Origin of the sequence: Collinsella sp. AF31-11 (assembly GCF_003475605.1) — a bacterium.
Taxonomy (GTDB): Bacteria; Actinomycetota; Coriobacteriia; order Coriobacteriales; family Coriobacteriaceae; genus Collinsella.
Genome location: NZ_QRQS01000007.1, coordinates 84,490 through 97,092, shown reverse-complemented (window position 1 = coordinate 97,092; position 12,603 = coordinate 84,490). Strand labels below are relative to the sequence as shown.

9 protein-coding genes and 1 pseudogene are annotated in these 12,603 nt (G+C 60.5%); 2 read left to right on the top strand and 8 right to left on the bottom strand.

All coding sequences use genetic code 11. The annotated features are described in order from the left end of the window. Positions 1-70 precede the first annotated feature (70 nt). From DWZ22_RS06030 to DWZ22_RS05995, 8 genes and pseudogenes are all read right to left on the bottom strand, one after another. Positions 71-274: a hypothetical protein gene (locus DWZ22_RS06030; protein ID WP_117734431.1), complete on the bottom strand. Its 204-nt coding sequence runs from the start codon at positions 272-274 to the stop codon at positions 71-73. 216 nt (positions 275-490) lie between these two features. After that, positions 491-694: pseudogene (locus DWZ22_RS10300) on the bottom strand (hypothetical protein); the annotation flags it as partial. 125 nt (positions 695-819) lie between these two features. Then, on the bottom strand, positions 820-2,202 hold the full coding sequence (locus DWZ22_RS06020; RefSeq protein WP_118405670.1) for a 6-phospho-alpha-glucosidase: 1,383 nt from the start codon (positions 2,200-2,202) through the stop codon (positions 820-822). A gap of 3 nt (positions 2,203-2,205) precedes the next feature. Then, positions 2,206-3,822: a PTS transporter subunit EIIC gene (locus DWZ22_RS06015; protein WP_118256353.1), complete on the bottom strand. Its 1,617-nt coding sequence runs from the start codon at positions 3,820-3,822 to the stop codon at positions 2,206-2,208. Between the two features lie 99 nt (positions 3,823-3,921). Continuing rightward, a complete protein-coding gene (locus DWZ22_RS06010; RefSeq protein WP_233546460.1) occupies positions 3,922-4,776 on the bottom strand; it encodes a PRD domain-containing protein in 855 nt (284 codons plus the stop codon). 18 nt (positions 4,777-4,794) lie between these two features. Beyond that, positions 4,795-5,307: a PTS glucose transporter subunit IIA gene (locus tag DWZ22_RS06005; RefSeq protein ID WP_158573305.1), complete on the bottom strand. Its 513-nt coding sequence runs from the start codon at positions 5,305-5,307 to the stop codon at positions 4,795-4,797. Positions 5,308-5,650: 343 nt separating this feature from the next. Further along, positions 5,651-6,412, bottom strand: coding sequence for a 4Fe-4S dicluster domain-containing protein (locus DWZ22_RS06000; RefSeq protein ID WP_118405668.1), 762 nt, complete (start codon positions 6,410-6,412; stop codon positions 5,651-5,653). 620 nt (positions 6,413-7,032) lie between these two features. Beyond that, complete coding sequence (locus DWZ22_RS05995; protein ID WP_117797460.1) at positions 7,033-9,291, bottom strand: DEAD/DEAH box helicase; 2,259 nt, start codon at positions 9,289-9,291, stop codon at positions 7,033-7,035. A 560-nt stretch (positions 9,292-9,851) separates the two neighbouring features. Here DWZ22_RS05995 and DWZ22_RS05990 point away from each other — a divergent pair. Together DWZ22_RS05990 and DWZ22_RS05985 are read left to right on the top strand one after the other, a co-directional pair. After that, a complete protein-coding gene (locus DWZ22_RS05990) occupies positions 9,852-12,191 on the top strand; it encodes a cation-translocating P-type ATPase (RefSeq protein ID WP_118405667.1) in 2,340 nt (779 codons plus the stop codon). A 152-nt stretch (positions 12,192-12,343) separates the two neighbouring features. Beyond that, positions 12,344-12,565, top strand: a complete 222-nt coding sequence (locus DWZ22_RS05985; RefSeq protein WP_089572201.1) for a heavy-metal-associated domain-containing protein — start codon at positions 12,344-12,346, stop codon at positions 12,563-12,565. Positions 12,566-12,603 lie beyond the last annotated feature (38 nt).

Below are 12,603 nucleotides of genomic sequence, written 5' to 3'. Positions count from 1 at the left end.
GATTTTGCCTCTTGACAATGTCCTGCTCATATTAAAAGGAACGTCCCCAAGTGCCGGCAGTTTGGGACAGTCATTGTTGATGAGAATCGGGCGCAGTGCCAAAGGCCCCGTTGGGCGAAATGTCGAACGGAAAGGTGCCGCAGCGATTAAACGCGGCGATAAACATGCGGATGGCGTTGGACGGCGTGGTACCCACGAGCTGGGTTGCCGCCGCGAAGGCTGCCTTCTCCTCGGGCAAGACCTTCGCGACTACAGGGGTCATGTGTTCTGCCATGGCGCTTCCTTTTTGAAACGACGGTGGTGCGGATAGATGCGGGCCACGCGGCTGGGCGACGGGCTGTGAAGGCAACCCGATTGGCCCGCATCTGGAGTTTGTTTCTACAGCGTTGGTATTACTTGGTATTCCTAAGTATTACCCCGCAGATAGAATACCATACCCGACCCCATGGGGACGGAGAAAAAACGGATCATTTTGTTGCTGAGTAAGTATTTAGAGCGTGATGATATCCGAGATATTGAGGGCCTGAGCGCCGGCGGCATCGTGCATGGCAAACAACATCATGCGGCCGTCGAGCAAGTCGAGCACGACCTCGGCGCATGCGTCACGCGCAGCGGTATCTAAACCGGTAAAGGGCTCGTCCAGAATCACCGCGTCACCTGGGCACAGCAGGGCTCGGGCAATCTCGACGCGACGGCGCTGCCCACCCCCATATCAACCCTTTGCGCAAAACGGCAATGCCCCGTCCGCGCAAACACGCGAACAGGGCATTGATCAAGTTTTACGGTCAGCGGCTCTTTTGTGCCAGAGACCTTCTGTCTTTAGCGAAGCTCGGGCCAGTAACCCTTGTTGGCCTCGATCATGTCGTCGAGAACCTCCTTGGCGACCTTCATCGAAGGCACGGTCTTGTTGAGCGTAAAGGCCTTGAGCGCCTTCTCGTAAGAACCCTCGATCGTAGCCTCGACCACGAGCTTCTCGGAGTTCAGCTGCTGCATCATGAGGCCCTGCTGGAACAGAGGAATGTTGTCGCGGCTGATGACCTCGGGGCCATTCTTGCCAATGTAGGCAGGCAGCTCGACCATAGCGTCGTAGGGCATGTTGGGGATAGCGCCCTTGTTCTCGCAAATGACCAGGAAGCGCTGCTTGGTGTCGTTCTTCAGAGCGATAGCCAAATCGGCAATCCAGTCGCCGTGGCTGCCCGCATAGAACGTGCTCTCGTCGATCTCGCCCGTCTTCTCGTAGTGGTCGATGCCGTCGAAGAGGTTCTTCTCACGCGTCTCCTCAACCTCGTTAGCACGGGTGCGCTCGGGGTTGGAATGCTCGACGAACTCCTTCTGCTGCAGGTAGTAGTTCAGATACGTGTTGGGCAGGTACTCCGGGAAGCACTCCATGATCTCGTACTCGCCCTTCCAGACGTAGTACCAGCTGCCCTTGGTGTGGCGGTTCTGCTCGGGGTGCTCGTCAGTGGCCTCCTCGGGCTTCTTTGCCATGAGCGAGCCCATGCCCTTGAGGTAGGAGTCGGGCAGCAGAATCTCATGCTCCTTGATGTACTCGCGCAGCTGCGGGAGCACCTCCTCGCCCTTGTGGCGGATCGAGGTGAACCAACCAAAGTGGTTGAGGCCAAAGTAATCGTACTCGACATCCTTCTTGTCGATATCGAGTGCGGCGCAAACCACGTCGATGATCGCGATCGGCATGTCGCAGATGTTGATGATGCGAGCGTTGGGACGCAGCACGCGGCAGCCCTCGGACACGATGGCAGCAGGGTTGGAGTAGTTGAGAATCCAGTAGTCCTTCTTAGCGTACTTCTCAACGTCATCGATCAGCTCGACCATGGGGAAGATGGTGCGCATGCCGTAGGCAAGGCCGCCGCAGCCGCAGGTCTCCTGGCCCACGCAGCCGTGACGCAGCGGAATCTTCTCGTCCTGCTCGCGCATGGCATAGCCGCCCACGCGCATCTGGGCAAACACGAAGCTCGCGTCCGTAAAGGCAGTCTCCTTGTCGGTGGTCACCGTGAGCTTGATGTCCAGGCCGAGGTCCTCGTGCAAAATCCAGTCCACGAGCACGCCGATCTTGCGCTGGCGCTCCTCGTTGATGTCGTACAGACGAATCTCGTCAACGTCGAGCTCGTCCTTGCGCAGGGCGATGGATTTGACGATGCCGGGGGTAAAGGTGGATCCGCCACCACACAGAGTAATGATCATTGTTTACTGCTCCTTCTCAATTGCGTTTTCGACCTTGTCACGCATCTCGGCGACCTTCATGCCAAAGATGATCTGGATATTATTGCCGTTGCGGTTGATGCCGCTGTTGGGCACGTGGTTGATGAGGTCCTCATTGATGAGGTCCGGGTTCTTAACGTTCACGCGGAGACGCGTAAAGCAGTTCTCGAGCTCCTCGATGTTGTCCTTGCCACCAAGACCTGCGACCAGGTCGGCGATGCCTGCATCGACGCCCTCTGCGGGAGCCGCGGCAACAGCGCCCTGCTTCACCGCGACAGACGCGGCGGCCTCGCCCTCGGCAACGGACTCGGCGAGCTCGGACTCTTCCTCGCGACCAGGCGTGTGGAGGTTGAGCTTCTTAATAAGGAAGGTGAAGAGGAAGAAGTACAGAGCGGCGTTGACGACTCCAAGCACGAGCATCATCGGCCAGTTGGTCTTATCGACACCAAGGACCAGGTTGGAAACCACGATGTTGATGATGCCGCCTGCAGTCGAAGCGGGCACGGAGAGGACCTTGAGCAGGACCAGGAAGATACCGGAAAGAACCGAGTGAACAACAAAGAGCACGGGAGCGGCAAAGACAAAGAGGAAGTCCATGGGCTCGGTGACACAGGAGAGCACGGCGGTGATGATCAGCGGGATGATAACGGCCTTGGTCTTATCCTTGTTCCCCTTGTAAGCGGTGAAGATAAAGGCGAGACCGATACCGATGTAGGGCCACAGGTTGTTGAAGGTGTAGCTGTTGAAGTAGGTGCTATCGGAGAAGGGCTGGCCCGTCATTGCCATCTCGGCGACACGGATGGGATAGGCGCCGGCGATAACCTGATCACCCAGCGTCAGGGTGCCACCCACATCGGAGAACTGGAACGGAGTGTAGATGAGGTGGTGCAGACCGGTGGGAACGAGCAGCTTGTTGAGCATGCCGTAGATAAACAGACCGATGTTGCCCGACTCCTTAATGATGCCGGCAACGGAGGAGATGGCGCCCTGAACCGGAGGCCAAACGATGCAGAAGCCAGCGCCCATGATCCAGGAGATGATGATCATGATCAGGAACGGGAAGCGAACGCCCGAGAACATCGAAAGGGCAATGGGGAACTGCTTGTTCGAGTACTTGTTGAACACGGCACCGGTGATGCAACCAAGAATGATGCCGCCAAACACGCCGGTATCGAGCACCTGAATGCCCATAACGGTGCTCTGGCCGGTTCCGGTAAGACCGAGCATGCCGCTCGCTTCGGCAAGAGAGCCGGTGGCGTTGAGCACGATGTTGTTAGCCTGCAGGAACAGGAAGAACGACATCAGGGCGATAAGCGAAGCATGGCCCTTGTTCTTCTTTGCCATGGCGCCGGCGATGCCCACGCAGAACAGAATCGAGAGGTTGTTGATGATAAACATCAGCGACTGATAGACAACGGCGCCCACAAGCTGGAACGGACCGGAGCCCAGTACGGGGATCACGGCGCAGATGGTCTTGTTGGTCAGAATAATGCCCACGATGAGCAGAATGCCGGCAACCGAGAGATACATCATCGGCTGAACGATCGACTTCGCGAACACCTCCAACGGCGCTTTGAAATTGAACTTCTTTTTTGCGGTCATAGCGGTACTCCCTTTCCTTTTCCGCAAATTAAGACAGATGTGCCCTGGACAAGGCCATAAGCCCTGCCTTATATCAATCGATGTGTGGGCACGTTATGCCTAGAGACCAGGTTCTCCAAGCAGGTTAACAATGTGATATGCGAGATAGCTCTTCTCGGCATCGGTAACGACAACGTTATAGGTAGACGACAAGTGGGCAGCTATGGCGTCCGCGCACGAGAATGCGCACGGATACGCCGTTTCATCGATTCGGAACAGCGCGTCGCCATTGATTTGCCCGGCCGCAGGATCGAGCGCTCGCTGTGCGAAAAACTGCAGGTGACGAACGAAACGTTCGTAAGGCAGCGAGGTGTCATCGAGGGTCGTAGCATAGCGCTCGGAAACAATCGCAAGCACGTCGCGAACAAGCTGGACCGAGATGATGAGACGGTCGGAGCGTTGCGGCATGGTGGCGTTGACGATATGCAAGGTAATGAAACCCTGCTCCTCCTCGCTCATCTCGATGCCCAGGTAGTCCTTGATGATCTGCAGCGCACGGCCCGCAAGCGCGTACTCCTTGCGATAGAACTGCTGAATCTCAAGCAGCAGCGGGTTCTCGCAGCGAACGCCCTTGCGCTCACGATCGAGGGCAAGGCTGATATGGTCTGCGAGAGCAATGAGAATCTTGTCGTTGATATCAACATTGAGCTCTCGACGGAGCATCTGAACAATGTCCTCGGAAATCACGAGGTTGACGGTGGGAATGGACTCCAAAAGATGTGCCAAGCGGTCAATCGTACGCGAATCCTGAGAAGTTCCCTCCTGCAACGCGTAGGTCTTTTCGACCGATGCCTCGTCGATGGCATCGCCGGCATGACGGCCAAAGCAGAGGCCTCGACCGATGACAATGAGCTCGAAGCCATCGTCCGAAGTGACCATTGCGACGTTATTGTTGAAAACTCGCTTGATAACCACGGTACCCACCACAAGAATTTACTCGGAAAGCCAGACGACAGGCTCTTTAACAGTAACAGGGCCGGAAGCGTGCTCACGAAGAGTCGAGTTCTCCGAACGCTCGCATACAATAACGAAGACCGTGGGATCGAAGCCGGCGGCGCGGACCGCGTCGAAATCGACCTCGACGAGGGGCTGGCCCGCGTCGACATGGTCACCCTGGGCAACAAGCGCATGGAAGCCCTTGCCCTCAAGTTTAACAGTGTCGATTCCGATATGCAGCATCACCTGAGCAGAGCTGTCGTCGGACATGATGCCCAGCGCGTGCTCGGTCGGAAACAGCGCCGCGACGGTACCGGAAACAGGAGCGCACACCGTTCCCTCTTGGGGAACCACGGCAACGCCATCGCCCACCGCACGGCTGCTAAAAGCGGGATCATTGGTTTTTTCTAGATTAACAAGCTCGCCGGAAACAGGGGCGAGGATTTCGAACTCGGAAGTCGCAGTCGTCTGCTTGTCCGAGCCACCCATAAGGCGAGAAAAGAAACCCATGGTGACATGTCCCTTCATAAATATAGCCCAACCAAAATCAAACGAATGCATCCATAGAGACACACCCGTTCAAAGACTTTGGTTAGGCCCACGTCCGAGGGACTCGGTAACCTTCCGCATTTCTTTTTACGGGAGCTATTGTAGACAAGCCCAAAGCCAGAACAATCATTATGACCGGTGAGCGGTATTATTTCTTCGATAAACGGTATTTAGGCGGCACTTAGGGGCGTTCCTTTCCCGCCGGCACCCAGGGGCACTCCTCACTCTGGTGCGTTGGGAACAGGTTTGTTTGCACCAGGTTGGTGCAGATTAACCTGTCCCCAATGCACCAATTTCGTATGCACTAGATGAAGGGCTCGCATTCCTTCCGCACGACGCAAGCCTTGCTCAGCATCTGGGAAACAGCGGATAGCTTGTTGGGATCAAGCTTGCGAGCGCCTCGCGGACATACGGCAATGCAGCGCATGCAGGAGATGCACGCCTCGCCAGCTGCTCGCTTGGGGTCGCCCTTGTCGATAGCACAAACGGGGCACGCCGCGGCGCATGCACCGCAGGAGACGCAATCCTCTGTTGCCTCGGGTGCCATGCGGTGACCTCCGGCTTGTTTATAAGGACGATTGCCGGGAATAGAGGGCTCGGATGCATCCTCAGTCAACAGCTTTTGCTGAATTTGCTGCGCAAACTCTGCGAGCTGCGCCGCATCCTGCGCATCCGGTCGCCCAGCAGCAAACTGACGAGCAACGGAATGCTCAGCAATAGCAGAAACCGCTGCAACCACCCTAAATCCGGCGCGCTTCGCAACGTCCTCCAGCTCTACGAGCGTGTCCTCAAACGCGCGGTTTCCGTATACACAAACCAAAACAGCCCGAGCCCCGTTGCCGCGCACCATGTTCAGTCGGTCGACCGCCATGGCAGGGACTCTGCCGGCATACGCTGGCACGGAGATAGCAGCCACGTCGTCCTTCGTCATCGAGACCTCGTGGAAATCCAACCCGCTATCGGTCAGATCGACGGTAACGGTATTCTTGTCCAGCGCTCCAGCCACAAGGCCAGACACCTTCTGCGTTCCACCCGTCGGACTAAACACAATTTCGAATACGCTCATCTAGACACCCTCCCCCTACGCTCAGCAACGCGTCAAGCCGTTTTCACATCCAGCCAGAGTATACGGCACGTGGGTCCCCGTTTTAATGCACCAAGCACCCCAATGCACCCACCCTACGCTGTCTGCCTCTTCGTTTTGTATAAATTACGGTACAGATTGTATATATTTACGGGATACCGCCGTGTTCTCCCGAGGTACCCCATCCTGGCCCGTGCAAAAAACGGAGTATTCTGCAACGTGACCGCGCCAGCACCGCCGCGGATGGGCAAAACTGTAGGGCGCCGCATCCTTTTAAGTCCCGACATGGCGAGAATGACGCGCCCCTGCTCCGGAAAACGACGAAATCTGACTCAGAACGCTCGCTAGGGATATCCGAAGGCCACCGTTGGCGACGTCAAATCATATGCAGACAACTCGAACTGCAGAATACTCCAAAAAATGCACGGCGCACCCCATGGGACCCATTGCCGCATGGTAGGAAACAGGCCCACGGCATCCTCTAGATGCATTCCCGAGGAAATCACATTTGAACTAGCGATCGGATACGGCAAACAAAAAGGGCCCCGAGCGTAGTTGCTCGGGGCCCTTGGTTCACCTCGCTCTAGCGGGCGATGCGTGCGTTATTTGCGCTTGCCGCCGCCGTCACCGGGGCGGCGGGAGCTGCTACCGCGCTTGCCGCCACGACTATTGCCATAGCTGCCACGGTTATCGCGACCGCCGGCGCGGCCGCCACGGGAACCGGCCTGGTTGCCGCCACGCCCGCCACGATAGCCGCCACGACGCTCCTCGCGGGTATCGTCGTAGTTGCGCCAGTCATCGCGACGATCGCGGCTGGCACGCGGGTCACGACGATCGCGCGACTCGTTAGAACGACCAGCGCCGCCGCGGCCGCCGTTACCACGAGCACCCTCGCGACGCTCGCCGCCGCGGCCGCCGCGCTCTTCAAAGCGCTTGCCGCCGCGGGACTCGCCGCCGCGGGTACCACGCTCGTCACGCGAACCACGGCCTTCGCCGCCACGGCGCTCATTGCGCCCGCCGCGCTCGCCATCGCGACCGGAACGACGACGGTCGCCCGCACCGCGTTTGCCGCCACGCGAACCGCGGCCCTCGTCCTCGCGCTCAACACGGCGACGACCTCCACGGTCCTCGTCCTCGCGACGGCGGCGATGCGCCTCGCCCTGGAACTGCTTGGCACGACGCTCGGCACGGTTACCGCGCGGGGCCTGCTCGACGGCAGCGGCACCGCCGCGCTCCTCGGCAGCTACCTCGCGGGCCACGCTCTCAACAGCCTCGTCTACGCGAGCCTGAACGCCCTCGCGCACGCGGGTCTTGCCGCCGCGCTTGGGACGGCTCGGACGCTCGCCGTCGCCGCGACGCTCGTCACGACCGCGGTTGGAACGACCGGCCACATCACCGTAATCGTCGCCGTTGCGCTTGCCGTCGCGACGCGCCTGCTCAAGCTTCTTCTTGCTCTTGGACTTGCCTCGCTTGGTCTTCTTCTTCACCTTAAAGGCCGCAGGGTCGCGCTCGGGATCAACCGCGGGTGGATTGGGGCCCACGTGCAGGTCGCCGGCCTCGTAGATGTCGGCGGTCTTGTCCATGAGCTTCTCAATCTCGTAGAACTCATCGACGTCCTGCTCGGTCACAAACGTAATGGCCCAGCCCAGCTCGCCGGCGCGGCCCGTGCGGCCAATGCGGTGGATGTAGTCGGTCGGCTCGGCCGGCACGTCAAAGTTCACGACGTAGCGCACGTCGCTAATGTCGATGCCGCGGGCAAGCACGTCGGTTGCCACCAACACGTCGACGGTACCGTCGCGGAAGGCCGAAAGCGCGCGCTCGCGCTGGGCCTGGCTGCGGTTGCCGTGAATCGCGGCGGCCTTGATGCCCTTACGCTCCAGACGACGGCAGCAGCTGTCGGCGCGATGCTTGGTACGCATAAAGACGATGGTGCGCTCCGGGCCTTCCTTTTTGAGGAACTCGGGCAGCAGGTTGTTCTTGGCCTCGATGGACACCGGGAACACAAACTGGTCGACGGTGTCGGCGGTCGACGTGGCCGGTGCGATCTCCACGCGAGCCGGGTCGCTCACCAGGTCGGTGATCTCGCCCACAGCCTCCTCGTCAAGTGTGGCCGAGAACAGCAGCGTCTGGCGCTCGGCCGGCGTCTCGCGCACAATGCGGCGGACGGCGGGCAAAAAGCCCATGTCGAGCATGCGGTCGGCCTCGTCGAGCACCAGCACCTTGACCTCGTCCAGGTGGCAGGCGCCCTGCTCGATCAGATCGACCAGACGGCCCGGCGTGGCGACTAGGATGTCGCAGCCGTACTTGAGGGCAGCGGTCTGCGGCTTGTAGCTCACGCCGCCCACGACGGTCACGGCGACATGACCGGTGACGTCGGCGATCTTGCTCGCGACCTCGTCGATCTGCTGGGCAAGCTCGCGCGTGGGGGTGATGACGAGCATCACGGGGCCGCGGCCGTTGCCCTCGGGCTTTTTAGCGCCGCGACGGCGGTTGCGGCCGCTGCGCTCGCGCACAGGCTTGGGCGGAGCGATGTGCTCCAGATTGTTCATGGTCGGCAGCAAAAAGGCGGCCGTCTTGCCGGTGCCAGTCTGAGCGGCAGCAAGCAGGTCGCGGCCCTCGAGCACCACGGGGATTGAGCCGGCCTGCACGGGCGTCGGCGCCGTGTAGCCCAGGTTCTCGATGGCACGAAGCATCTCGTCGGAAAGGCCCAGCTCGTCAAAGGCGGGCAGGCTCTCGGTAGCGGACTCGACGGCCTGGGCAGCATTGGCCTCATCGGCGGCATCGAAGGCAGCCTGGGTCATGGCCTCGCGGGTCTCGTCCAGGATCTCGGCGTCGGTGACGTCGGATACAGAATTACGCATATGTTGTTGTTCCTTATCTGCACGCGCAATGGGCACGGCATGCGGCCGCGCGGGCGTGCTTGGTAGTGCGCTAATACATACAAAAACGGGTGCGCACAGAGAGGACGTTGCTCAGCACGCTGGCGATCGCTTTGGCAGCCCTATCACGCGCCGTCCAGACGCAGCGGCCCTAAGCGATGGAGCAGATTCGCCGCGGGTTAGTATACCCGTGCTTCGCATGCCCCCACGTAAACCACAGATGACGGAGCGGACGAGGCGGGCCTGGGCCGATTGTCTCGATCTGTAACATCTAGAACCCAAAAACCGGTCTAACTGTTACAGATTGAGACAAACTCAAACCTCGCAAAACAAAATCTCAATCTGTAACAGTTAGAGGTCATTTTCCCCGCTAGATGTTACAGATCGAGATGTTTGACATGAGCTGCCAACGATTGAGCAGCCACCCGCATCTGTAGCGAAATGTCATACATTTTCATCCCCACTGGACACCCCCAGGGGGTATGGGTGTATAGTATCGGCAGGTTAACAATTCCAATACCGAGCCACAGAAAGGAGAAGCCATGGCTCAAGATAAATTCGATGTGGGTGGTATGACATGCGCCGCCTGTCAGGCGCACGTGGACCGCGCCGTGAGCAAACTCGACGGCGTCGAGAGCGTCGCGGTCAATCTGCTCGCCGGCTCCATGCTGGTGGACTATGACCCCGCGCAGGTCACCCCCGACGACATCTGCACCGCTGTCGATCGCGCTGGCTACTCGGCCTCGCCCGTCAGCACGGGCACCGACGCCGGCCCAAGCGGCAGCGCACAAGCCAGGACCGGCGCCGCCCATATGGAGTCGCCCTCCAAAAAGTTGGAGGCCGCCGCTTCCGCCATGCGCACACGACTCATCGTCTCAATCGTCTTTCTTGTCCCGTTGTTCTATATAGGCATGGGGCACATGCTCGGCTGGCCGCTGCCTGGCGTCTTCACCGATCATACCCACAGCATGACGCTCGCCCTCACCGAGCTCGTCCTGCTCATCCCTATCGTCTACGTCAACGACGCGTACTTTATCAACGGGTTTAAATCGCTCGCACACGGCGCGCCCACCATGGACGCCCTTATCGCCGTTGGCGCCACCGCATCCATCGCCTGGTCGCTCTACGCCATGTTTATCATGGCCGACCAACTAGCCGCAGGACAGGTCCGCGAGGCCATGATGACGGGCATGGACAACCTGTATTTTGAGAGTGCGGGCACGATCCTGTCGCTCGTCACCGTGGGCAAATACCTCGAGACACGCAGCAAATCCAAAACCGGCGGCGCCATCGAGGCGCTCATTGACCTGGCGCCCAAGACCGCGATCGTCGTGGCCGAGGACGGTACCGAGGCCACCGTCGACGTCGATGCCATTCTGCCCGGCCAGGTGCTGCGTGTGCGCCCCGGCGAGTCCATCCCCGTCGACGGCGTGGTGCTCGAGGGCAGCTCGGCCGTGGACGAGAGCGCGCTCACCGGCGAGTCCATCCCCGTGGAGAAGACCGCCGGCGACACTGTCAACGCGGCCACGGTCAACCGCACGGGCTCGTTTACCTTCCGCGCCACGCGTGTGGGCGCCGACACGTCGCTCGCCAAAATCATCAAGCTCGTCGAGGACGCCAACGCCACCAAGGCGCCCATCGCCCGCATGGCCGATAAGGTCGCTGGCGTATTTGTGCCCGTGGTGTTTGTGATCTCGGCCGTGACCTTTGCGGTGTGGATGGCACTGACTGGCAGCGTGAACGAAGCGCTCACCTCCGCCGTGGCCGTGCTGGTGATCAGCTGTCCGTGTGCACTGGGCCTGGCCACGCCCGTCGCCATTATGGTGGGCACCGGCAAGGGCGCCGAAATGGGCATTCTGTTCAAGAGCGCCGAGGCGCTGGAGAACCTGCGCAGCGTGGGCACCGTGGTGCTCGATAAGACGGGCACGGTCACCCGCGGCAAGCCTGCCGTGACCGATATCGTGGTAGCCACGCGCGCTGACGGCTCGTCCGCCATGAGCGAAAAGGCGCTGCTCAAGCTGGCCGCCGCGCTGGAGCGCTCAAGCGAGCACCCGCTGGCCGAGGCGATTATGGCCGAGTGCGAGACACGCGGAATCGTCGCGCGCATGGTCGAGGACTTTGCTGCCGTGCCCGGTCGTGGCGTTACGGCGCGCGAAGGGCAAAACGCCATTGCCGCTGGTAACGTGCGCCTGATGAACGAGTTGGGCGTTACCGTGCCCGCGGGTCTTGCCGAGCAATTTGCCGCCGAAGGCAAGACGCCGCTGTTCTTTGCCAAGAACGGCGAGCTTGTCGGCACCATTGCCGTGGCCGACGAGGTCAAGGAGACGAGCGCCGCAGCCATTTCCGCGCTGCGCTCACTCGGCGTCGACGTGCGCATGCTCACCGGCGACAACCGCGTCACTGCCGAAGCAATCGCCCGCCGTGTGGGACTCGACCGTGCGCAGGTCATCGCCGACGTCCTCCCCGCCGACAAGGAACGCCACGTGCGCGAACTGCAGGATGCGGGCGGCAAGGTCGCCATGGTGGGCGACGGCATCAACGACTCCCCCGCCCTGGCGCGCGCCGACGTGGGCCTTGCTATCGGCACCGGCGCCGACATCGCCAAGGAGGGCGCCGACGTGGTACTCATGCGCAGCGACCTCATGGACGTCGCCCGAGCCATCGAGCTTTCACGCGCCACGATCCGCAACATCAAGCAGGACCTGTTCTGGGCACTGTTCTACAACGGCATCGGCATTCCGCTGGCGGCGGGCGTGTTCTTCCCGCTCACCGGATGGCAGCTCTCGCCGATGTTTGGCGCCGCGGCCATGAGCCTGTCGAGCGTGTGCGTCGTAAGCAATGCATTGCGCCTACGAACCTTTAAGCCCAAAACGGCACGCTGAGGCACCCGACCTTGCCCCTCAAACCGTCGCTCGCGTACCCAAGTACGCTTCACTCCTCTTTCGGGGCAATCTCGGGCACCTCAGCGCACCTTTAAGATGACTCTGTTCACGACTAAACTGTCAGATAATCTCAATCGATAAGGAGTACACCCATGAACTACACGATCAAAACCTCGGGCCTTATGTGCGGCCACTGCGACGCCACCGTCGAGACGGCGTTGCTCAACGTTGCCGGCGTGACCGACGCCGATGCCGATCACGAGACTCAGACCGTCCAGGTGGAGTGCGCCGACACCGTGACCGCCGAGCAGCTCGCCGCCGCTGTCGAGGCCGCGGGTGAGAAGTTCCACGCCCTTTCGGTGACCGCCGCGTAACGACCCGCACGTACCCCCCCCCCCCCCCCCCCCCCCCC